Raw genomic sequence first — 22,241 nt, 5'->3', positions numbered from 1 at the left:
AAGCCTCCCTCAAACCTTCTGCTTCTAAGTCAACTAAGCCCACATCCTCCCTCTGAAATCTCACTTCTTCCATTACTTTGTCTTTGGTTTCTTCCAAAAGGCAATCTAACCTTCTTAAGACAAACATAGGTAAGATGACATCTCTATATTTTCCCCGCACAAATACATCTCGTAAACAGTCATCGGCAATAGACCAAATGAACGATACTAATTTGTTATGGGTACTTATATCCATTATTGTTAACTACTCTAACTCTGATTATTCCTAACTAAGATTATCAGATTTAGTTAATGTCAAACGTTACAAAAAATATTACTCACAATTATTTTAAGTTATGGTTATTTTTTCCAGCGCACCTTAGATATTCAATTTATACTCTTTCATGCCATAAAAAATAAGGTCAGAATCAAAGATAATTTTATCTGCTAAAAAGGGATATATTTTAGCAAAATATTGCTTTAATAAGATAGTATCTCCCCCCGTTAAAATGATAGAAGAAGATGGGTACTGCTCTAACCAATCATCGATAAATCCTTTAATACCGCCGAGGATGCTATAAATAATACCGCTCTGGATGGCATTGGGGGTATTTTTTGCCCAACGGGGAATAAAATCTTCTAAGATTTCCACTTCAGGTAAGGCCGCAGTATTGAAAAATAAGGTTTCCATTTGTAGCTTTACCCCCGGCAAAATGGCGCCGCCCACTAATTCTTGATTTTCGTTTGCCCCTGTAAAAGTTAACGCTGTGCCACTGTCAATGACGAGACAAGGAAATTGATACTTACAACCGCCCCCCCAAAGGGCTAAGGTGCGATCGCACCCCATAGTTTTATAAATACCTTGAATGGGAATTGATCGAACATCGATGATAATAGTTTGGGGTAATTGAAGATATAAACGAGTGGCAGAAGGCACTACCGAAGCCACATAAAGGGGAATTGCTGTTTTTAAGTAATTACTAACCACGGGGGGGAGTATATCTTCTAATTCTCGTAAAGAATCTCTCTTAATAGTGTTCCATGTTTCTTGTAATTGATTATCAGCAAAATAAGCCCAGTGTAAGCGGGAATTGCCAATCATTAAACCTAACCAATTTTCATGACTCAATGCCTTTTTTCCCTAACGAATGCCTACAATAATACCCAATAATAAAATAAAGCCGATGGTCACATTTTGCCCAAAAATACCACCATAGTTAATGGTATCAGGGTTAGGCTTTCTCAATTCGATATACTGTCCAACCCAAAGGATAACGGCGATCGCCCATGTTACCCCAAAAATGAAGGAAAAACCATTTATAGTACCAAGATAAGCAAATAAACCAGCCGTCAGAGCAAAAAATAAACCCACTGCATCCGCCACAAAATCCCCAAAAAAGATCGCACTAGAATTAATGCCCACCTCTAAATCATCCTTTTTATCAGACATGGCATAAACCGTATCAAAACCCAAAGTCCATAACACCGTTGCCCCCCACAAAATCCAAGCATTATTGCTCAAATCCCCCGTCACCGCACTCCAACTAATCAACACCGCAAAACCCCACGCAATGGATAACACCAACTGAGGCACAGGAAAAACCCTTTTCGCCAGAGGATAACAAACAATAACAGGCACAGAAGCCACACATAACCAAAAACTGAGGGCATTAAGAAAAAAAGCCAATCCTGCCGCACAACCAAGGGAAATAATAAAAACCGCAATACCAACCCTTACAGATAACGCCCGAGAAGCGAGGGGACGTTTTTTGGTTCTTTCTACCTTATCATCAATGTTACGATCCCATAAATCATTGATTACGCACCCCGCCGCGCTGGTGGCAAGACTACCCAAAATAACGATCAACACCAGACTAAAGGGGGGTTTTCCTTCCCCTGCCAAAAAGATTGCCCAAAGGGCTGGAATCATCAAAATCAGTCGCCCCGCTGGTTTATCCCACCGTAATAGTTTAATGATGCTTTCTAAGGTATTAGGGTTATTAACTTCTGCAGAAGTCATGATAAATTATTTGTATGGTTGCCTTTAGGCTATTTTATCGGAATTTTTAACCCCTTAGCCAGAAAATAATATTTCCCTCTCATGGTTTCATTATCGTTTTAGGTTCAAAATGGAGAATCAGCAATGATAGAATTAGTTTTCTAGTCATGAATTTAACTAATTAACTATGGCAAAATATATTTTATTCGGTAGTTACTGTGAAAATGCGATCGAAAAAAGGACTCCCTATCGCCAAGCTCACCTAGATGGTTTAGCAAAACAAAAAGAAGAAGGGGTTTTAATTACCCTTGGCCCAACAAAAGACAATAGTAAAGTATTTGGTATTTATGAGGCAGAAAATGAAGCCATTGTTAAAAATTTAATTGAATCTGATCCCTACTGGCAAAATGGTATTTGGACAGATTACGAAGTGAAAGAGTGGATACAAGCATTTTAAAACATCTCTAGTCTTAGGTAATGGGGAGACGAGGGGATGAGAAGATGGGGGAATGGGGGTGATAATCTTAGTTCAATTTATTGAACGATAAATTATTAGCCGTGTAATGAATTACACGGTGGGGGTACAAAGATACTTTATTTTATCCATCTTCCATCAATTTTTTTGAGTTTTATATTTGAACACAATTTAGAATGATCTTAATTTGTGAATCTCTTAAAAATAAATAAAAAATGACTCAGAAAAAAAGAATTGGTATCTTAACCAGTGGCGGAGATTGCCCAGGATTAAATGCTATCATCCGCGCCGTGGTGAAGTATGCCACCCGAAAAAGTTGGGAGGTGTTTGGTATTCCTAGGGGTACGGATGGATTTGTTGATATAGTCAAAGGAGATTTAGAAATTGAAGATCTACGATTAAAAGATCATGGTTATGATGTACCTGGAGTATTGCAAGGATTAGACATTTTGCAATTTATGAGCGGTAGTGTTTTAGGCTCTATTAGTCGTAGTAACGTAAAAAACGAGAATGTAACCGATTCTATTTTGGCGGGTTATCGTCAATTGGGGTTAGATGCACTCATTGCCATCGGGGGTGATGGTAGTTTAGATATTATTTATGATTTGGCGAAAAAAGGTGAGTGGAATTTGGTGGTAATTCCTAAAACCATTGATAATGATGTGGCATTTACTGAACGTTCAGTGGGTTTTGATACTGCCCGAAATACTGTCACCCAAGCCCTCTATGATTTAACTTTTACCGCCGCTAGTCATGAGCGCATTATGGTGGTGCAAGTCATGGGCCGTGATGCTGGACATTTACCACTCCATTCGGGTATTGCGGGGGGGGCAGATTGTATTTTAATTCCTGAATTAACCCCCCAGTTAACCAATAATATTATTGATGGTATGACACAGTATATCGCCAAATTAAGGTGCGATCGGCGTAAATTTGCCCTAGTGGTCATTTCAGAAGGGGTAAGGGGATTAAAGGGAGAAAAAGATGCTTACATTGCCGAAACCCTTGCCCATTTACTTAAAGAAGCCAGTCATCGCCTCTGTGCCACGGGGGATGAGCGTTATTGTGGTTTAGACCAAGTAGATACCAGAGCGACTATTTTAGGGCATTTGCAACGTTGTGGAGTCCCTAGTTCATTCGATCGCATCTTAGCCACCCTTTTCGGCATTAAAGCCCTACACTTAATTGAGGAAGAAAGATACAATCGCCTTGTAATTTGGCAAAATGGCACCGTAGAAAGTAAATCCCTAGAGCAGATTATGCCCTTAATAAAATGGTGTCACCAAGAAAAAACCTGCCCATCTCCTGTGGACCCCGAAGGTTTTATGGTGCGCACTGCCCTATCATTAGGTATATATTTGGGAGATTCTCATTTATCGGCTACTATAAATTCTGAAGCAGAAAACTTTTCTGACTCTCAAGAAGATGTTTAGGGGGAAAATAATTTTTTTCCTTGGGCATGATAAAAGCCTTTCATCACCGAATATATAAACTGATATGGGTAAAAACAACGATCGCAACAAAATTAATCGCTGGTACAAATGGTTAACCCCTGGTATCTTCGTCAAACGTTGGTTAATTACCAGTTTATTCGGTGTACTATTCACCCTCTTAGGATTGGCTATTTGGGTGAAACTAACCCCTATCAATCGTCTAATCGAATTTCTGATTGATTTTCTTAACCGTATTACCAACATCATTCCTAGTTATATTTCAGGGCCTCTAGCTTTTTTTATCGGCATTTTTCTGCTCTATTGGGGACAAACTCGCACCTTTGGATCAATTACTGATGTGCTACAACCTGAAAATGATCAAGAATTAATCGATGTGTTATGGAATCGTCGTCAACGCAATAAAGGTATGAAAATTGTTGCCATTGGAGGCGGTACAGGTTTATCAACCCTATTGCGAGGCATCAAAAAGTATAGCGGTAATATTACCGCCGTGGTGACGGTGGCAGATGATGGAGGCTCATCGGGTATTTTACGCCGTGAATTGGGGGTTTTACCCCCGGGGGATATTCGTAATTGTATTGCGGCTTTAGCTAACGAGGAAACCCTATTAACGGAATTATTTCAATATCGTTTTCGGGATGGGGAGGGTTTAAAAAATCATAGTTTTGGCAATCTTTTTTTGACGGCAATGACGGACATTACCCATGATTTAGAAAAAGGGATTGCCGCTAGTGCCAAAGTTCTAGCCATTACAGGGCGAGTATTACCCGCTACTTTAGATAATGTTGTGTTATGGGCAAAATATGCCGATGGCTCGGTGGTACATGGAGAATCACAAATCCCCGAAAAAGGAGACAAAATAATTGATTTTGGTTGTACTCCTCAAGCCCCTAAGGCTGTGCCTTCGGTATTAAAAGCCATTGAACAGGCGGAATATATTATCCTCGGGCCAGGGAGTTTATATACCAGTGTGATTCCTAATTTATTAGTACCTGAAATTAGAAGGGCGATCGCCCGTAGTTCTGCCCCTAAAATATATGTATGTAATATTATGACCCAACCGGGGGAAACCGACGGCTACACCGTAGCGGATCATATTCGAGCCATAGATACTATTTGCGGGGTAAAATTATTTGATGCGGTATTAGTACAGGGAAGACAACCATCCTCCCAAGCCTTAAGAATCTATGCCGATGAAAAATCCCATCCCGTTTTTTTAGATAGAGAAGAAGTAAAAAAATTGGGCAGAAGAATAGTTAAAGGTAATGTGATGAATGAAAACCCTGATAATTTTTGCATTCGTCACGATCCAGATTTACTAAGTAAAACCCTGATCAGATGGTATCATCACAAGCCACAATATAAATTTTGGGATAATAATTAACCTCAGTTTCGACATAGTAGCTATCACCATGATTAGGTTTCAGGCTTCTGGTTGCAGGTTACAGGTGATGGAGAGTACAGGTGATGGGGAGTGAGGGTGATAATAGTTTATATTAAATCCGTGAATCAAAATATTCCTTAGTTCAATAAATTGAATTAACCACCGTTAGCCGTGTAATTCATTATACGGTGGGGGTACGAAGATATAATATGAAATACTTAAATGTTTACGACAAATAAAATTCCAGCCCAATTAACCTCAATTTAGGTTAAAACCCTTGACCATTCCTTGTATAGATTTATGGGCGCTGAATCCATTTATTTCCAAACATAAAAGTTCAATTCATTGAACGACAAATCCGTAGCCTTGTAATGAATTACAAGGCGGGAAATACTCAAAGGGCTATTTTTTTCCATAAACAATTATCCCTCACTGAAGTTAATTATATTTATAGCAATCTTTTTTCTATTTCATATAATTTATTTATAACGAATTATCCGAACTTAAGTTAAATAGCATAAATTTTTGGTAACTTAACTCCATCAATATCCCCTTGTTCGAGTAACTGTTGATAAAAATCCTTTGCCCCTTCAGGTTCGATTTTTTGTAAAGCCAATAAAAGAGCATAACTATCATCAGTAAAACCAATAATATCTAAATCATAATAACTAGGTTCAAACTCCCCTAACTTGCGAATACCTTCCCCCAAAAGAATTACCGCACCGCGCCAGTTACCATTACTAAGGTGATAACAACCCACCGCAATTTGTAAAATACCCTGATAAAACTTTTTTTCTGTTTCTGGCGCTTCCATCCAAATTTCCTCAAGGGTGTCATGACAAGCATAAAACTGCCCCGTGTTTAATTGCTCAATTCCTTTTTTTAACTGTTGCGTCTCATCCATGGAAATTTTCCCTTAAAAAAACAGGGGTTGAACAAAAATTCAACCCTTAAAATCTAACTATTTAGGGTGCTTTACCCTTGATAACTGAACCTTAACTATTAGGCTTCAGCTTCTTGACGGGCGATCGCAGCTTGTTCGGGATGAATACCCAAACGGGTGAGATTTAAACGCCCACGGTTATCAAAACCACGGATTTTCACCACAATTTCATCACCCACAGCCACTTCATCTTCTACCTTACCTACTCGATGTTCAGCCAATTGGGAAATGTGAATCATACCCTCTTTACCGGGTAACACTTCCACAAAAGCACCAATATCAATCAGACGGGTTACTTTACCTAAATAAACATCCCCCTCATTTAACTTACGAGTCATGGTTTGGATGATACGCTTAGCTTGACTAGCTCTTTCTGCTTGTACCGCACAAATTGTAACGGTGCCATCATCGCTAATATCTATTTTAGAGCCAGTTTGCTCGGTAATACTTTTGATGGTTTTACCCCCAGGCCCAATGACTAAACCAATCATTTCAGGATCGATTTTCATGGTCATCAAACGAGGGGCAAAGGGAGATAATTCCTTGCGAGGTTCGTTGATGGGCTTAAGCATTTCTTCGAGGATGTGTAAACGGGCGGTTTTTGCCTGTCTGATGGCGTTGGCAATGGTTTCTAATTCCAAACCAGTGATTTTCATATCCATTTGCAGGGCGGTAATACCTTCATCTGTTCCTGCTACTTTAAAATCCATGTCCCCAAGAAAATCTTCAATTCCTTGAATGTCGGTTAAGATGCGCACCTCGTCACCCTCTTTGATTAAGCCCATGGCGGCTCCGCTAACGGGTTTGCTTAGGGGTACTCCTGCATCCATCAGAGCTAGAGTAGAGCCACACACAGACCCCATGGAGGTCGATCCGTTGGAAGATAACACCTCAGATACAACCCTGATGACGTAGGGAAATTCCTGCTTGGGAGGTAATACGGGAACGATCGCCCTTTCGGCTAAAGCACCATGGCCAATTTCCCGACGACCGGGCGATCGCAACGGCTTAGTTTCACCCACGGAATAGGGAGGAAAATTGTAGTGATGGAGATAGCGTTTTTCCACATCAGGATGGAGGTCATCTGCTAAATCTTGGGCATCTCCCGGAGTACCTAGGGTGGCAATGGATAACACTTGGGTTAAACCCCTTTGGAAAAGGGCGCTACCGTGAACCCGAGGAGGTAAAAGACGCACTCGAGAAGAAATAGGGCGTACTTGGTCTAGTTTACGACCATCTACCCTAACTCCATCCTCGATAATTTGCAGACGCATCAATTTTTTGGTTAACTGCTTAAAGAGATTGCCCACTAATTTAGGATTTTCGCTGGTGGCTACCTTGATGGGATCTTCTTCAGGTAAAGAGGCGATCGCCTCCTCCACTACACTAGCCTTAATGACATCTAAAGCATCATCTCGACCTTTTTTATCTAAATCAAAAGTAGAAAGAACTTTTTTAATTTCATCGGTACTTTTATCGGCGATGAGTTTTTCTAAATCAGCATTAGAATCAGTATCAGGCTTTGGCTCTACGATTAATTCAATACCCAATTCTTGGATTAAATCCTTCTGAGCCTGAATCAGTTCCAAAATTGCCTCATAACCAAAGTCAATGGCTTCGATAATATCTTGTTCAGGAAGTTGATTTGCCCCTGCTTCCACCATTACCACCCCATCGGGAGTACCAGCCACCACAAGATCTAAATCACCATTATCTATTTCCTCAAAGGTAGGATTGATGATAAATTCATCCTTGACTAAACCAACCCTCACCGCTGCCATGGGGCCGGCGAAGGGAATTTGTGCCACTAGGGTAGCGATAGATGCCCCTGTAACGGCTAAAACGTCTGGGGGTACATCCTCATCCATGGATAAAGTGGTAGCGACAATTTGTAAGTCATCCCTTAACCAAGAAGGAAACAGGGGGCGCATGGGGCGATCTATTAAACGACTGGTTAAAGTCGCTTTTTCTGGGGGTCTTCCTTCACGGCGCAAAAAACCTCCAGGAATACGTCCGGCAGCATATAATCTCTCCTCATAATCAACGGTTAAAGGTAAAAAATCTATGCCCTCTCTGCCCTGAGAACGAGTGGCGGTAACGAAAACGGATGTTTCTCCTGCTTCGATTAATACTGAGCCTCCTGCCTGAGGGGCTAACAATCCTACTTTTATTTTTATATCTCTTCCTTCAAAAAAAGATATTGACTTATCATATTCTTCCATTCAAGTTTGTCCTTATTCTTCATTTCTCTATCATTTACAGATCGTAGCACGGTAGATGTTAATTCATGGGGCAATTCCATAATTAGGGCTTGATGAAAAACTGTTTTAATTATCTTTTATCACCCCATTACTTGCCCTGTAATAGCATCAAAAAAGGTTATTTTATCTTCTTCTAGTTGAACCGAAATAATATCTTGGTTATCAATGGCATAGTTAATGGGTAGTTGGAAGGTAAGGGGGATATTACTATCTATAATAGTTCCTCTGATTAACATTTCTTTGCCCAATGGTTCGATAATCTCGATGGCAATTTTTAAATTGTGGGGATAATTACCTTGGTTGTTGATGGTAATATATTCGGGGCGAATACCAAGATCCAAATTTTTTTGGGATTGAATTAAAGGGTATTTTTGTAATAGGTTAGGGGTTATGGGTAAAAATTGTCTTTCACCAATCCATAATTTATCTTCACCGTAACTCACGGGGATAATGTTCATGGGGGGACTTCCTAAAAAGGTTGCTACCATGCGGTTAGCGGGATGGTTATAAATTTGGTGGGGAGTGCCGATTTGTTGTATTATTCCTTGGTCTAATACTACGATGCGATCGCCCAAAGTCATAGCTTCTACCTGATCATGGGTAACATAAATGGTGGTAATACCCACTTGATGATGAAGTTTTTTTAATTCCGTGCGAGTTTGTTCCCTTAATTTAGCATCAAGATTTGATAAGGGTTCATCTAATAAAAATACTTGGGGTTGACGAATGATTGCCCTCCCGAGGGCTACTCTTTGTTGTTGCCCCCCTGATAGTTGTTTGGGTTTACGTTGTAGAAGATGGTTGATATTAAGAATTTGAGAAACAAAGTTAACTTTTTCTTCAATTATCGATGGGTTAGTTTTGCGCATTTTTAACCCAAATCCTAAATTCTGAGCCACCGTTAAATGGGGATATAGGGCATAGTTTTGGAATACCATGGCCACGTCTCTTTGTCTTGCAGGTATTTGATTGACTAATTTATCATCAAAGTATAAATTTCCACCGCTTATGGTTTCTAAACCAGAAATACACCTTAAAATGGTGGATTTTCCGCAACCTGATGGCCCTACCAATACCCATAATTCACCGTCAGGAATTTCAAAACTGATATTTTCGACGATGGTAGTTTGGTTTATTTTACGGCTAATATTATCTAGTTTTACTTTTGCCATTTTTTTTAAAGAGACAGATTAGATGAATTTCAGAGTAATCCTTTATGACAGTTATAACAAGATAAAATCTTACTCATTTGATGACCATATCAAGGGTGAGGGTTGCTTAATCATAGTATTAACTATGATGAATTTAATGAACGATGAAGGTAAAATGGGAAGGTTATTTAACTAAGGGTAAAAATCCTATGGCAATTTTGGTGACAGGGGGGGCTGGTTACATTGGTTCTCATACGGTAAAGTTATTGAAAGATAAGGGTTATGATTTGATTGTTCTTGATAATCTGGTATATGGTCATCAAGATATAGTAGAAAAACTTGATGTTAATTTTATTTTAGGGGATTTGGGCGATCGCCCTTTACTCGATCAATTATTTAAAGACTACGACATTGAAGGGGTAATTCATTTTGCGGCCTATGCCTATGTGGAAGAATCCATGAAAAACCCTGCTAAATATTATCAAAATAATGTGGTTTCTACCCTCAATCTTTTAGAAGCCATGGAGTCGGCGGGGGTAAGAAAAATGGTATTTTCTTCTACTTGTGCTAGTTATGGTGTGCCTGAAATTATCCCTATTCCTGAAACCCATCCTCAAAACCCCATCAATACCTATGGTTATACTAAATTAGTCATCGAAAAAATGTTGGCAGATTTTCAACGGGCATATGGTTGGGAATATGTTGCTTTTCGTTATTTTAATGCGGCGGGGGCAGACCCTGATGGTATCATCGGAGAAGATCATCACCCGGAAACTCACCTAATTCCCCTTATTCTATACACCGCTTTAGGGCAAAGGGATAGTATCACTATTTTTGGTGATGATTATAACACCCCCGATGGTACTTGTATTCGAGATTATATCCATGTAAGTGATTTAGCCCAAGCCCATCTTTTAGGGTTAGATTATCTTTTGCAAGGGGGTAAGAGTGAAATTTTTAATCTTGGTAATGGTAATGGTTTTTCTGTGAAAGAAGTGATTGAGGCTAGTAAAAAAATTACCCAAATTGATTTTAATGTGGTTAAAGGCGATCGTAGAGCAGGAGATCCACCTATATTAGTAGGTAGTAGTGATAAAGCCCGTAATATCCTCCATTGGCAACCACAATACCCAGACATTGAAACCATCATTCAACACGCTTGGAAGTGGCATCAACTCCGACATGGAAACCATTAATATTAATATCTATTTCGCTTAATCATTAAAATGAGGTTTCAGGTAATAAAGACGTGCCATAGTACGTCTGTACTTAATTATTCATTGTCAATTGTTTACAAGGTGGGGCAACGGTGAAGATATAGTTTAATGATTATCACCCATACTCCTCATCACAAATGAAATTGGCGTTGCTGATTTTAGGTATGATTGGTCATGGAGATGGGCAATGGGGAATAGGCAATGGGCAATGGTAATAATAAATATTTTGAATACTAAGTTATATGAAACACTTAAATGTTTGCGACAAATAAAGCCTCTAAAATGACATCCCAGCCGAGTTATATTTATAGCAATTTTTTTAGATTTCATATAACATAGGCAACGCCCGATAAATTACACGGTGGGTGATGGTCTGTTTGTTTTATAATAATGTCAGCCGTGACACACGGTAAGTAATTTTATCTAGTATCTAAAAATTTAGTGATGGAAAATCTGTTAAGTATTGAAAACATTGACCTAGAAACAATTATCACGGCGGCTTTATATCTTAGTTTAAGTGGCTTATACCTATTAATTCTTCCTGGGGGGGTTTATTTTTATCTTAATAAACGCTGGTATGTGGCAAGTTCTTTTGAACGGGGATTTATGTATTTTTTAGTATTCTTTTCATTTCCTGGGATGTTGTTATTGAGTCCATTTCTTAATTTTCGCCCCCGTCGTCGAGAGTTAACTTAAAATTTTTAATTGTTATGAGAAGAATTGACGCTATTCTAATCGCCCTCGGTGTTTTTCTGGCTGGGGGTGTAATTTATTTTGTATTTCAAGTTTTGGGTTTAGATGCGGCGGATGCTGGTATCTGGAGTCAGGTGGTGTTGGTGTTGGGTTTAATTGGTTGGGTTTCTACTTATCTAATTCGGGTGTTTACCAATGATATGACCTATCATAAGCAGGTGAAGGATTATGATGATGCTTTTTTTGCTAAACAGTTGGAAGAAATGTCCCCCGAGGAAATTGAGAAGTTAATGGGAGATAAGCAATAAATCTCTAAAGGCAACTCAGGTTAATGTATGATTTTAATGCTAAGAAAATTTTTATATTAATAGTTTAAATGAGTTCAGTTTCTCAATGTTTTGCTAACCTCAAGGAACGGGGTGAATGTGCTTTAATTCCTTTTATTACGGCGGGTGATCCTGATTTGGCTACCACGGAAAGGGCGATCGCCCTTTTAGCTGAAAATGGGGCGGATATGATTGAATTAGGAGTGCCTTATTCTGATCCTTTGGCCGATGGCCCTGTGATTCAAGCGGCGGCTACCCGTGCTTTGCAAAAGGGAGTAAATCTTGATCAGGTGTTAGATTTGGTTAAAAGGGTGGTAAATAAGGTATCTACGCCCATCATTTTATTTACTTACTATAATCCTATTTTTCATCGTGGGGCGCAAAATTTTCTCTCCCAGATTGCCGAAGCAGGGGTTAAGGGTTTGGTAGTGCCTGATTTACCCTTAGAAGAAGCAGAAAATTTCTTGCAGTTAGCAGAGGATAATAATATTGAGGTAACTTTGTTGGTAGCACCCACAAGCCCCATGGAGAGGATAAAGGCGATCGCCCTTAAGTCTCAAGGGTTTATCTATCTTGTCAGTGTGACGGGGGTTACGGGCATGAGAAACGAAATTCAAACTAGGGTAAAAGATTTGATTGCCCAGTTAAATAGTGCCACGGATAAACCTGTAGGGGTTGGTTTTGGCATTTCTGAGCCTTCCCAGGCAACCCAAATTAAGGAATGGGGGGCCGATGGAGTCATAGTCGGTAGTGCCTTTGTGAAGCGGTTAGCTAACCAAGAGCCTGAAGCGGGTTTAAAGGCGATCGCTGATTTTTGTGCGGAATTAAAACAAGCTATAAAATAACCCCGTAGGGTGGGCATAGCCCACCATTAACCTAGGATTATTTAACCCAAAACTACATTAGAAAATTGATACTCCGTAGTAACAGGCTCACCATTCTCCTCCGTGGTGATAGTGCGATTAGTTAAAACATAATAACCATCAACATTTTCAAAGGTATCATTAAACACTGTTTTAGGCCCTCTAGGTTGTAGAGTTTCCGCATCTAAATAAACAGAATCATAACCCGTAGAAAGATAACCTTGATCAGTATTTAACAAGCCAAAAGTATTGATGGCAACAATACCCTTACCCATACGACGATAAACAAAACAAACATTGTTATCCTTCACTTTATAGCGGTTGCCCTCAGACGCACCACCTACCAAAATTTCCACCGTGCCATTTTCGTCCTTGTCACCAAAGCTAAAAGTATTATCACCATGGCTTTTTTCAAAACTATGGTTAACACGGTGAATAGTAATTTCCCACAACTGTTGTTCCATGGCTTTTTTTACCGGGCCATCTTCAATACCAGAAATTTCAAACTTTAAGTCCGCTCCAATTTTTGCCTGAGCGGTGAAAGTTCCCTCTTTAGATTTTAAAGTAATATCACAGCTATAACCAGGGAAGTCACTATCCCAAGTGTAGCGGTTTTCATAGGCAGAACGAAAAAGATTTTCTGCGGTTAATGTCTGAGTCATTTTTACTCCTAAATGTGCTTTAAATTACAGCTTTTCTTTATTGTACTATAGCCATGTTATTGAGATTATTTTTTATTAAGACCAATTCCTTCGGTATAGGTTAGTAAATTAAATTGGACAAGGAATTTAAAACCCTTGCCGTAAAAAAAATTCTGGCATTACTGATTTTGAGTATTAAACATTATTGAATCATAGTAAATGTATAGTATTAAAACTATTATTACTATTGCCCATTATCTATTGCCAAACTAAAAATCATACCTTCATTCACCAACGCCAAAATTCTTAATAGTAGTTCCCGACTTTACGATGATGAACAGCGGTTAAAGCATCGGACTTAGAAACCCTGCCCGTGGTAACCTTACTATAAACAATCCAATGATCTCCACAATCCATGCGACTAACTACCTCACATTCAAGATAAGCAAGGGCATCTACTAAAATCGGTGATTGATTAGTAGCTACGGTGGTTTTCACCCCTTCAAAACGATCTGCACCGGGGGGAAATCTTTTAAGAAAATGTTTCATTAAGTTTTGATATTTTCCTTCCTCAAGGATGTTCAAAACAAAAGTATCCTCTACCTGCAATAAAGATTCGATCGCCCTGTCTTTTGCCACCGCTACGGTAAATCCGGGGGGTTCAAAACTAGCTTGACTCACCCATGATGCTAACATCGCCCCCTTGGTTTCCTGTCCTTTTTGGGCAGTGATAATATATAAACCCCCGCTTAAACGTCCCATAGCCTTGTCTAAATCAACGTCTAAGGCTTTCCTTTTACTAATTTTGGCTTTTTTGGTCAAAACCTGTCCCAAGTCAACTCCTGATTCTTCACAGGTTTGATAGGTAGTTTCGTGGGGAGTTTCTTTGATGCGGATGGGGACGAATATTTGATTTAAACCAAGATCTGATAACTTAGAAGAAAAGGTGTCAATGGGTTCATCATCACCGCCGTAGGATTCATATAAACCAAAAATTTGTTTACTGTTAACCGTGGCAAGGATTGCTCCTACCTTATTGGCAATATCGCCATTATCACTCAAGGGGGGCATCCCAAGGACAATTCCCGCACTGCGACTCACTATTTCTGGTATTTCGTGGATGTCGGTGCCGTTAATGTCGATCATTTCCACCGTAACCCCTGTTTTGGTGATACCCTTAGCAATGGACTGGGAAAGGCGATCGCTATAACCGTAATCAGAGATATAGAAAACGGCGACGGTTTTTTCTCCCTTACTTTGTTCGCTACTCCAACGGTGATAACGATCTAATAATTCTTGAACATTATGTTTTAGGATAGGCCCATGACCATTGGCTACTACTTTAACATTCCCTAACGCAGACATCCTTTTCATGGCAGAAAGTACAGATCGAGCATTAGGCCCCATTAAACATTCATAATAAAAACGGTAGTCTGGGGAAATAGCATCTAAATCTTGGTCATATATATCTGCACTGCAATAGTGTAAACCAAAGGCATCACAGGTGAAAAGAGTATTAGTACCATGGTCATAACTAAAAATAGTATCTGGCCAATGGAGGTTGGGGGCGTTGACAAATTCAAAGATATGGCCATTACCGATGTCTAATTGGTCACCGTTTTTGACGATTTGCCTTTTAAAATCTTGATGAACAAAACCTTCTAAAAATTGGATGGCTACCTTAGAAGCTACCACAGTAATATGGGGGGCAATATCCAATAAATCTTTAACTAAACCGCTATGGTCAGGCTCGGTATGAGAGATAATTAAGTAGTCTATATCTTGGGGATTAATGACTTTTTTTAGTTCGTCAAAATAAAGACTTTTAAATTTAGCGTGGGAAGTGTCAATTAAGGCATTTTTTTCCCCTTTTACCACGTAGGAATTATAGGTAGTTCCATTTTGTAAACCAAATTCGATGTCGAAGCGATCTCGATCCCAATCAAGACAACGAATAGTAGTGGTATCAGGGGCGATGTTTTCCACCTGAGTTGTGAGACGTTTTGCTGTTTTTATGGGAGTTGTAACCATTGAGAGATTCCCCCTTTATAAATTTTTTATATTATGGTTTCTCCCATTATAGTCACCCATGGGATTTAGTTCTAAGGGGGGCTATTTTTGGATCTTTAATGGTATTGATTTAATCTTTTCAACTCAACGAAGGTCTTTAAAGGTTATAATAAGAAGTTGGTTATTTTTACCGTTAAATCTGCTATGCTTCCTATTGTTGCCGTAATCGGGCGCCCTAATGTGGGTAAGTCTGCCCTTGTTAATCGTTTATCGGGGGAACAAGATGCGATCGTTTTTGATGAACCTGGTATTACAAGAGATCGTACCTATCGCCCTGGTTTCTGGCAAGATAGAGAATTTCAAATCGTAGATACGGGGGGTTTAGTATTTGATGATGATACAGAATTTTTGCCTTACATCAGAGAACAAGCCCAAGCGGCCCTGAGTGAAGCGGTGGTAGCTCTTTTTGTGGTGGATGGTAAGTTAGGATTAACCGCTGGGGATGAAGAAATCGCTTCATGGTTAAGAACCCAAAATGTTCCCATTGTTTTGGTGGTGAATAAGTGTGAGTCAGAAAATCAAGGATTAGCCCAAGCGGCAGAATTTTGGAATTTGGGCTTAGGTGAGCCTTTCCCCATTTCGGCTATCCATGGTAATGGTACGGGGGAAATGTTGGATGAGTTAATTAAGCATATTCCTTCTGTGGATGAAATTGAGCAAGAAGAAGAAATTAGGGTAGCGATTATTGGTCGTCCTAATGTGGGTAAGTCTAGTCTTTTGAATGCTCTGACCGGGGAAAGTAGAGCCATTGTCAGCCCTGTGTCTGGTACTACCCGGGATGCGATCGATATGATTGTTCGTCGAGGGGACAAAACCTATCGTCTTATCGATACTGCGGGAATTAGACGTAAGAAAAATGTTGATTATGGAGCGGAGTTTTTTGGCATTAACCGAGCTTTTAAGGCCATTAGACGGGCGGACGTAGTTTTGTTTGTCATTGATATTTTAGATGGTGTCACTGAGCAAGACTTAAAACTAGCAGGGAGAATTATTGAAGAAGGAAGGGCTGCGGTAATTGTCGCTAATAAATGGGATGCGGTGGAAAAAGATTCCCATACTATTTATGAATATCAAAAAATGTTAGACGATCGCCTTTTCTTCATGGAATGGGCGGAAAGAGTTTTTGTTTCAGCGATGACGGGCAAAAGGGTAGATAATATCCTTGACTTAGTAGATAGAGCAGCGGAAGGACATCGTAAACGGGTTAGCACCTCGGTTATTAATGAAGTCATTGAGGAAGCTGTTAAATGGCACTCCCCCCCCACTAGCCGACAAGGAAAACAAGGGAGAATTTATTATGGTACTCAGGTAACGGTTAAACCCCCTAGTATTGCTTTATTTGTGAATGATCCTAAACGTTTAGATGAGGGTTATCGTCGTTATATGGAAAAACAATTCCGTCAACAATTGGGCTTTAAGGGAACTCCCCTCAGACTGTTTTGGCGTGGTAAACGTTTACGAGAGGGAGAGAATATGGGCGTAAACAGAGCTACCAAAGTTTAATTAACCTCAATCAATATTAAGTTCTAATAGGTTTTAATACTAAATCCTGCTCCAATAATATACTAATTAGGGCGGGGAACAGGGAACGGGGAATATTTTTTTACTAATGATTATAAACATTAAGTTTTAAGGATCATTTTAAGCCCAATTTTAAATTATATGAAATACTTAAATGTTTGCAACAAATAAAGCCTCTAAAATGACATACCAGTCGAGTTATATTTATAGCAATTTTTTTTAGATTTCATATTAATAAATAGAGATACAATCTCTCAAGGATTTAGTGTAACAATAAAATTCCCCCAAAATAGGGGGATTTAGGGGGCAACAACTAAATACCTCAAACCGTTGATTTTAGCTAAACTGTTCAGAAATTTCGAGGTTAAAGAGAGTTTGTAGGGTATGTAAAGCCTTGCGTCTTGCTTCTATATCCTGTTGCGCTCTCAATTGTACCATGGGATCATGGAGAATTTTATTAACAATACCTCTGGTAAGGGCTTCGATAACCTCTTGATGTTTTTCCCCAAACTCACTACCCAAACGAGAAAGGGCTTTTTCTAATTCTTGCTCTCTGATACCTTCAATTTTCGTACGTAAACAACTGATAGTGGGTACTGTTTCCAAGGATTGCCACCATAGCTCAAAGGATTCGATTTCTTCTTCTAATAGGGCTTCGGCTTCTCGTGCCATTTCTCGGCGAGAGGCATGGTTTTGGGCTACTACGGCTTTTAAATCATCTACATTGTAGGACTTAATAAAATCTAATTCTTCCACATCCCCAGACACGTTGAGAGGTACGGAAATATCTACTAACATCAAAGAATCGGTAATATTGAGGGGTGATAAATTCTCTTTCGTTAATATGGGTTGGGTTGCCCCTGTGCTGGTAAATACTAAATCAGAAGTTTCTACCACGGCCATCATCTCATCAAGGTTGTGAATGGCTAAATTTACTTGGGGAAATTTTTTGGCCAATTCTTTAGCTCGACTGGCAGAGCGATTTACGATACTAATGGCGCTTACTCCTTTAGAGGCAAGGTGTTGCACTAAGAGGCGAGACATTTTACCTGCACCGATAATGGCTATTTTTAGATCTGAAAGGTTATCTACTTTAGTATCTACTAATTCGACGGCGGCGGAACTGATGGACACTGCACCTGTGCCGATGTTGGTTTCTGTACGCACCCTTTTACCAGCGCTAATGGCTTGTTTAAAGAGTCTATCGAGTAGTCTGCCCATGCCTTTATATTTGTTGGCTAGTTTGTGAGTGGTTTTGACTTGGGCGAGGATTTGTCCTTCTCCTAAGACTAAACTTTCTAACCCTGCAGACACGCGCATAAGGTGACGGATGGCGTCTTGGTGTAACAAAATGAATAGATGGCGGCGTAATTGGGGCAGGGAAATATGTCCTATTTCGGCGAGGAATTGAGTAATTTCTTTTACTCCTTGTTCTGTTTCTAATACCGTTGCATAGATTTCCATACGGTTACAGGTGCTAATTATGGCTACTTCTTCGATGTGAGGGTAACTTAGCAGGTGTTGTATGGATTCCTCAATTTTTGCTTCTGGAATACTCAGTTTTTCTCTTACCTCTACGGCGGCTGTCTTGTGGGAAAGACCAACTACTACAATATTCATCTTTTGTTTATTAAAATTTGAGAACGGATTAGTATATAAATGCTTTTAAACACTATTGATCATTACTGATGATGCCGATTTTGGCAATTTATTCTTTACTTTTTGCAATAAAACTTTATTTTTGCAAATGAGTTAGTTATCTTACCAGATTGGGTTAGGGTTGATTTTTTGTGTCTTTTGTATCGTTTAATTATAGGGCGTTGCTGATTTTAGGTATGATTTCTCGTTGAGGAAGGGAACAGGGCATCTCGACTTCGCTCATCAACCATGGGGAATAGGGAATGGTTCTAATATTTAGAAGTCTTAGTTTTTTGTATAATTCAACTATATTTTATATCATCACTAAGTGATGCCAATCATAATTATAGTTGATAACGACATTGTCCCTCTCCCACTTGTGCTAGTTGAAGAATGTTATTTTCTAGGGTTTGATATTGTTCGGGGGTTAAGTTGGTTTTGAGGTTTTCTAGGTTGGTTTCTAAGGGCTGATTGTTGGCTAGGTTGGCGATGGGTTGAAATCCCAGGGCTGTAAGATTTATCGCGTCGTTGTTATCTTTCCTAGCGTCACCGAAGATATGGTTTAGATTAAATGTCATTTCTATTTCGGCGGTTTCTCCTGGGTTGAGGATACCTTTGGTTTCGTCGCCGACAAAGTCACCGCAGGTGTAGTTAATGTCCATGGGTAATTGGAGGGTGAAGGGAATTTGTTGATTATCTTTTTGGGCTATGCCTTCAAGGCTTAAGCTAGGGGGAGATTCGGGATTGTTGTACATTTGCCACGATAGGGCGTTATAGTCTCCGGGGGGGGCTTCTACTTCGGTTACTAATACGGCGGGGTTGTCCATTGTGCCTAACATTAGGTCGATGGTGGTGGGGGAGATGATGAGGTTAACTGATTCTTGGGCTTGTAGGGGGTTTTCTGTGGAGGCGTTGTAGGGCGGGTTGGTTTGATGGGCGATGACGTTATTGATAGTGATATAGACATGATTTAGGTTGATATTCCAACCGTCTTTGGTTTGAATTTCTTGAAAAATATAGTTTTGTCCGTTGGCGGTTAGTTGTAGGAAGCCTACTTCTGGGGTTGGGGGGTTGTTTTCTGGGGTGTTGGTTTGAGGGGGGTTACATCCTGTTATGGTAAGGGCGATCGCACTTAGAACAAATATTTTAGGGATAGATGGGAAGGAGGTTTTAATCATTGGGGTAAATATAACAGTGGTTTTTTATTAATTATCGGGGAAGGGCGGATCAATTTTCAATGTTGAGAATGGAAAAAAGTGAAAAGATTTGCTTTTCCTTCATCGGTTAAAATTATGATGTAAAAAAGAATTGATCATGGAGTAGTAAAGTTTGGATATTGATGATTTAATTGAGATTGGCACTATTGTAGGGGCTTCGGGATTAAAGGGAGAAGTGAGGGTAAATATTACGACGGATTTTCCTGAAAGATTTGAAAAAAAGGGGCAAAGATGGTTAACTATTAACGAAAATTCATCTCCTCAAGCAGTGGAATTTGTGGGAGCGAGAAAAGTTCCAGGTAAAAATATTTATGTGGTGAAGTTAGATCATGTTAACGATCGCACCCAGGCCGAAAACCTAAAAGGTGCTATATTATCTGTACATAAAGGCGATCGACCCCATTTAGAGGAAGACGAATATCATGTGGCGGATTTAATAGGTTTAGAAGTTTATAACCAACAAGATGGGGAAAATATCGGTGTTGTAGTTGATGTGTTTAGTGCTGCCCATGACATCCTAGAAGTAAAACTCCACAAACAACCTACCATAGAAACCACACCTCCCGTTAATATTGAAAAAATTAGTCGCATTTCTCGACGCAAAAAAGTAAAACCGAAAAAAACCAAAGAATTAACAGTTTTAATACCCTTCGTTGCCCAAATAGTTCCAATGGTGGACATTAAAAACAAGAAACTAGAAATCAATCCCCCCCTAGGTTTATTGGATAATTGACAATTCACAATGGACAATGGACAATAAAAGTTAATTTCCCCATCTACCCACCACCATGACAATGTTTAAAGCCTTTTTGTTTGCTGAAACTATCACAGAATTTGACATCGATTCATTGGCCAACAATAACTCAGACGTTGCGGGATTAGTAGATGCTTTAATCATTTTGTTACTCATTGCCACCGTTGTTGCCTTAGTCAGCAGAAAATTAAAAATTCCCTATGTGGTGGGCTTAGTCTTAGCAGGGTTAATTGTTACCCAAGGGGCATTACCAGATTTTATCGGTTTAAATCCTGATGTGATTCTTAATCTATTTTTGCCGATTCTCATTTTTGAGGCCGCCATTAACACTGATATTAGTCGTCTTAAAAGTACCATCAAACCCATTGCTTTATTGGCCTTACCCGGAGTGTTAATTGGTTCTACCATTACGGCTACTTTTTATCAATTTTCCATGGGTTTACCTTGGATTACGGTGGCGGCCATGGCGGTAATTTTAACCATTACGGATACTGTGTCTGTGATTGTGGCTTTTCGTACGGTATCTGTGCCATCTCGACTCGCTACCATTGTGGAGGGGGAAAGTTTGTTTAATGATGCTGTCGCCCTTGTATTATTAAATGTTCTTGCAGGAATACATCTTCAAGGTTCTTTTTCTCTCGGAGATGGTATCATTCAAATTTTAATCGCTTTTTTAGGGGGGGGTTTATTAGGTTTAGGGTTAGGTTATTTATGTGTGGGTTTATTCCAACAGTTAGATGATGCCCTCAGTAGTATTTTATTGACGGTGGCTGTTTCCCTACTAACCTTCCAAATAGGGCAGTTATTGCAGGTTTCAAGTGCGATCGCAGTTGTGATCGCAGGATTAGTTATTGGTAATTCAGGATTTAAAAAAATCTCTGCCACCACAGAATTAACATTGCTCAATTTTTGGGAATATGCAGGATTTGGGGTAAATACCTTTATTTTTCTCTTAGTAGGTATTGTCATCGAACCTAAAACCCTCATCGCCACGTTTCCCCTTGCCCTCCTTGCCATCATCGGTTATCAAATAGGTAGAGTATTATCCATTTATCCTCTTTTATACTTACTCAAAAAATTAGATCGCCCCATTCCCCTCAAGTGGCAACACGTACTTATTTTAGGCAATGTTAAAGGTTCATTATCCATGGCCCTGGCCATTGGTTTACCCCTTACCTTACCAGAAAGAACCCAAGTAATAGCCATTGTGTTTAGCACAGTATTAATATCTTTAGTGGGGCAGGGTTTAAGTTTACCTTGGTTGGTAAAAAAACTACAGCTTTCCCAACCTTCTCCCCTCAAGCAAGAAATAGAACATTTACAATTAACCCTAATTGCTTCTAAGGCAGCTCAAAAGGAATTAGATATTCTCTTTCAGTCAGGGAGTTTATCTCGCTCTTTATATGAAGAAATTTTCGCTAGTTATCAGGCAAAAATAGCCCAAGGGGAAAAAAAGTTAAGGGATATTTATAATCAACGCAGTACCACTATTACTGAAGATAAATATATTAATAGTTTAAAGAGGAGATTATATTTAGCCGAACAAGGTGCGGTAAGGGATGGGGTGCGTAAGGGAATTTTAGGGGAGGATTTAGCCCAAGACTATCTTTCTACTTTGAATGAACAGTTATTATCTCTTAAGGATGATGATTAGG

Annotated in this window: 20 protein-coding genes; 10 read left to right on the top strand and 10 right to left on the bottom strand. The window is 39.4% G+C overall.

The window, feature by feature from the left end; genetic code table 11:
• The 3 genes from IQ215_RS11395 to IQ215_RS11385 form a co-directional block, all read right to left on the bottom strand.
• A partial coding sequence (locus IQ215_RS11395; RefSeq protein ID WP_193801467.1) for a type I restriction-modification system subunit M N-terminal domain-containing protein occupies positions 1 to 235 on the bottom strand: 235 nt, incomplete at its 3' end.
• A gap of 123 nt (positions 236 to 358) precedes the next feature.
• The gene (locus tag IQ215_RS11390) at positions 359 to 1,108 is read right to left on the bottom strand and encodes a pantothenate kinase (RefSeq protein ID WP_193801465.1); all 750 of its coding nucleotides are present in this window, start codon (positions 1,106 to 1,108) and stop codon (positions 359 to 361) included.
• 12 nt (positions 1,109 to 1,120) lie between these two features.
• The gene (locus tag IQ215_RS11385; protein ID WP_193801464.1) at positions 1,121 to 1,999 is read right to left on the bottom strand and encodes a 4-hydroxybenzoate solanesyltransferase; all 879 of its coding nucleotides are present in this window, start codon (positions 1,997 to 1,999) and stop codon (positions 1,121 to 1,123) included.
• Positions 2,000 to 2,165: 166 nt separating this feature from the next.
• Between IQ215_RS11385 and IQ215_RS11380 the strand changes: the two genes are divergently transcribed.
• The 3 genes from IQ215_RS11380 (at position 2,166) to IQ215_RS11370 (ending at position 5,291) form a co-directional block, all read left to right on the top strand.
• Positions 2,166 to 2,435 carry a YciI family protein gene (locus IQ215_RS11380; RefSeq protein WP_193801462.1) on the top strand — a complete coding sequence of 90 codons (270 nt, stop codon included), beginning with the start codon at positions 2,166 to 2,168 and terminating at the stop codon, positions 2,433 to 2,435.
• Positions 2,436 to 2,668: 233 nt separating this feature from the next.
• On the top strand, positions 2,669 to 3,886 hold the full coding sequence (locus IQ215_RS11375) for an ATP-dependent 6-phosphofructokinase (RefSeq protein WP_193801461.1): 1,218 nt from the start codon (positions 2,669 to 2,671) through the stop codon (positions 3,884 to 3,886).
• 64 nt (positions 3,887 to 3,950) lie between these two features.
• Positions 3,951 to 5,291, top strand: a complete 1,341-nt coding sequence (locus IQ215_RS11370; protein ID WP_193801460.1) for a gluconeogenesis factor YvcK family protein — start codon at positions 3,951 to 3,953, stop codon at positions 5,289 to 5,291.
• A 508-nt stretch (positions 5,292 to 5,799) separates the two neighbouring features.
• Here IQ215_RS11370 and IQ215_RS11365 read toward each other — a convergent pair.
• The 3 genes from IQ215_RS11365 to IQ215_RS11355 form a co-directional block, all read right to left on the bottom strand.
• The gene (locus IQ215_RS11365) at positions 5,800 to 6,195 is read right to left on the bottom strand and encodes a DUF309 domain-containing protein (RefSeq protein ID WP_193801459.1); all 396 of its coding nucleotides are present in this window, start codon (positions 6,193 to 6,195) and stop codon (positions 5,800 to 5,802) included.
• 98 nt (positions 6,196 to 6,293) lie between these two features.
• Positions 6,294 to 8,456 (bottom strand): polyribonucleotide nucleotidyltransferase, encoded by a 2,163-nt coding sequence (locus tag IQ215_RS11360; protein ID WP_193801458.1) that lies wholly within the window; start codon positions 8,454 to 8,456, stop codon positions 6,294 to 6,296.
• Positions 8,457 to 8,575: 119 nt separating this feature from the next.
• Positions 8,576 to 9,667, bottom strand: coding sequence for an ABC transporter ATP-binding protein (locus IQ215_RS11355; protein ID WP_193801457.1), 1,092 nt, complete (start codon positions 9,665 to 9,667; stop codon positions 8,576 to 8,578).
• A gap of 188 nt (positions 9,668 to 9,855) precedes the next feature.
• On the opposite strand from IQ215_RS11355, the gene galE reads away from it, so the two are divergent.
• The 4 genes from galE (at position 9,856) to trpA (ending at position 12,727) form a co-directional block, all read left to right on the top strand.
• Entirely contained in the window at positions 9,856 to 10,842 is a 987-nt protein-coding gene (gene galE, locus IQ215_RS11350; protein WP_193801472.1) for a UDP-glucose 4-epimerase GalE, read from the top strand.
• Between the two features lie 465 nt (positions 10,843 to 11,307).
• A complete protein-coding gene (ndhL, locus tag IQ215_RS11345; RefSeq protein WP_193801456.1) occupies positions 11,308 to 11,559 on the top strand; it encodes an NAD(P)H-quinone oxidoreductase subunit L in 252 nt (83 codons plus the stop codon).
• Between the two features lie 14 nt (positions 11,560 to 11,573).
• Positions 11,574 to 11,864 (top strand): DUF3007 family protein, encoded by a 291-nt coding sequence (locus IQ215_RS11340; RefSeq protein ID WP_193801455.1) that lies wholly within the window; start codon positions 11,574 to 11,576, stop codon positions 11,862 to 11,864.
• A 68-nt stretch (positions 11,865 to 11,932) separates the two neighbouring features.
• Entirely contained in the window at positions 11,933 to 12,727 is a 795-nt protein-coding gene (gene trpA / locus IQ215_RS11335) for a tryptophan synthase subunit alpha (protein WP_193801453.1), read from the top strand.
• 41 nt (positions 12,728 to 12,768) lie between these two features.
• Here the strand turns inward: trpA and IQ215_RS11330 are convergent, their stop codons facing one another.
• Positions 12,769 to 13,407, bottom strand: a complete 639-nt coding sequence (locus IQ215_RS11330; protein WP_193801452.1) for a DUF3386 domain-containing protein — start codon at positions 13,405 to 13,407, stop codon at positions 12,769 to 12,771.
• Positions 13,408 to 13,692: 285 nt separating this feature from the next.
• Positions 13,693 to 15,417 (bottom strand): diflavin flavoprotein, encoded by a 1,725-nt coding sequence (locus IQ215_RS11325; protein ID WP_193801450.1) that lies wholly within the window; start codon positions 15,415 to 15,417, stop codon positions 13,693 to 13,695.
• Positions 15,418 to 15,600: 183 nt separating this feature from the next.
• On the opposite strand from IQ215_RS11325, the gene der reads away from it, so the two are divergent.
• Positions 15,601 to 16,959, top strand: a complete 1,359-nt coding sequence (gene der, locus IQ215_RS11320) for a ribosome biogenesis GTPase Der (RefSeq protein ID WP_193801448.1) — start codon at positions 15,601 to 15,603, stop codon at positions 16,957 to 16,959.
• Positions 16,960 to 17,313: 354 nt separating this feature from the next.
• Here der and IQ215_RS11315 read toward each other — a convergent pair whose 3' ends face one another.
• Together IQ215_RS11315 and IQ215_RS11310 are read right to left on the bottom strand one after the other, a co-directional pair.
• On the bottom strand, positions 17,314 to 18,597 hold the full coding sequence (locus IQ215_RS11315) for a glutamyl-tRNA reductase (RefSeq protein ID WP_193801446.1): 1,284 nt from the start codon (positions 18,595 to 18,597) through the stop codon (positions 17,314 to 17,316).
• Between the two features lie 362 nt (positions 18,598 to 18,959).
• Positions 18,960 to 19,793: a DUF4382 domain-containing protein gene (locus tag IQ215_RS11310; protein WP_193801444.1), complete on the bottom strand. Its 834-nt coding sequence runs from the start codon at positions 19,791 to 19,793 to the stop codon at positions 18,960 to 18,962.
• A gap of 151 nt (positions 19,794 to 19,944) precedes the next feature.
• Between IQ215_RS11310 and rimM the strand changes: the two genes are divergently transcribed.
• Together rimM and IQ215_RS11300 are read left to right on the top strand one after the other, a co-directional pair.
• Positions 19,945 to 20,565 (top strand): ribosome maturation factor RimM, encoded by a 621-nt coding sequence (rimM, locus tag IQ215_RS11305; RefSeq protein ID WP_193801442.1) that lies wholly within the window; start codon positions 19,945 to 19,947, stop codon positions 20,563 to 20,565.
• Positions 20,566 to 20,626: 61 nt separating this feature from the next.
• Positions 20,627 to 22,240 (top strand): cation:proton antiporter, encoded by a 1,614-nt coding sequence (locus IQ215_RS11300; protein WP_193801470.1) that lies wholly within the window; start codon positions 20,627 to 20,629, stop codon positions 22,238 to 22,240.
• The last annotated feature ends 1 nt before the right edge of the window (position 22,241 follow it).

It is taken from the genome of Cyanobacterium stanieri LEGE 03274 (genome assembly GCF_015207825.1).
GTDB classification, from domain to species: Bacteria; Cyanobacteriota; Cyanobacteriia; order Cyanobacteriales; family Cyanobacteriaceae; genus Cyanobacterium; species Cyanobacterium stanieri_B.
The sequence above is the reverse complement of the archived record's forward strand: the minus strand, read 5'-3'. Positions and strand labels throughout refer to the sequence as shown.

What these genes read in the sequence shown, in the direction of transcription:
- IQ215_RS11385 (WP_193801464.1), bottom strand. Translation starts at nt 1,999, where the DNA reads ATGACTTCTGCAGAAGTTAATAACCCTAATACCTTAGAAAGCATCATT.
- IQ215_RS11380 (WP_193801462.1), top strand. Translation starts at nt 2,166, where the DNA reads ATGGCAAAATATATTTTATTCGGTAGTTACTGTGAAAATGCGATCGAA.
- IQ215_RS11375 (WP_193801461.1), top strand. Translation starts at nt 2,669, where the DNA reads ATGACTCAGAAAAAAAGAATTGGTATCTTAACCAGTGGCGGAGATTGC.
- IQ215_RS11370 (WP_193801460.1), top strand. Translation starts at nt 3,951, where the DNA reads ATGGGTAAAAACAACGATCGCAACAAAATTAATCGCTGGTACAAATGG.
- IQ215_RS11365 (WP_193801459.1), bottom strand. Translation starts at nt 6,195, where the DNA reads ATGGATGAGACGCAACAGTTAAAAAAAGGAATTGAGCAATTAAACACG.
- IQ215_RS11360 (WP_193801458.1), bottom strand. Translation starts at nt 8,456, where the DNA reads ATGGAAGAATATGATAAGTCAATATCTTTTTTTGAAGGAAGAGATATA.
- IQ215_RS11355 (WP_193801457.1), bottom strand. Translation starts at nt 9,667, where the DNA reads ATGGCAAAAGTAAAACTAGATAATATTAGCCGTAAAATAAACCAAACT.
- galE (WP_193801472.1), top strand. Translation starts at nt 9,856, where the DNA reads ATGGCAATTTTGGTGACAGGGGGGGCTGGTTACATTGGTTCTCATACG.
- ndhL (WP_193801456.1), top strand. Translation starts at nt 11,308, where the DNA reads ATGGAAAATCTGTTAAGTATTGAAAACATTGACCTAGAAACAATTATC.
- IQ215_RS11340 (WP_193801455.1), top strand. Translation starts at nt 11,574, where the DNA reads ATGAGAAGAATTGACGCTATTCTAATCGCCCTCGGTGTTTTTCTGGCT.
- trpA (WP_193801453.1), top strand. Translation starts at nt 11,933, where the DNA reads ATGAGTTCAGTTTCTCAATGTTTTGCTAACCTCAAGGAACGGGGTGAA.
- IQ215_RS11330 (WP_193801452.1), bottom strand. Translation starts at nt 13,407, where the DNA reads ATGACTCAGACATTAACCGCAGAAAATCTTTTTCGTTCTGCCTATGAA.
- IQ215_RS11325 (WP_193801450.1), bottom strand. Translation starts at nt 15,417, where the DNA reads ATGGTTACAACTCCCATAAAAACAGCAAAACGTCTCACAACTCAGGTG.
- der (WP_193801448.1), top strand. Translation starts at nt 15,601, where the DNA reads ATGCTTCCTATTGTTGCCGTAATCGGGCGCCCTAATGTGGGTAAGTCT.
- IQ215_RS11315 (WP_193801446.1), bottom strand. Translation starts at nt 18,597, where the DNA reads ATGAATATTGTAGTAGTTGGTCTTTCCCACAAGACAGCCGCCGTAGAG.
- IQ215_RS11310 (WP_193801444.1), bottom strand. Translation starts at nt 19,793, where the DNA reads ATGATTAAAACCTCCTTCCCATCTATCCCTAAAATATTTGTTCTAAGT.
- IQ215_RS11300 (WP_193801470.1), top strand. Translation starts at nt 20,627, where the DNA reads ATGTTTAAAGCCTTTTTGTTTGCTGAAACTATCACAGAATTTGACATC.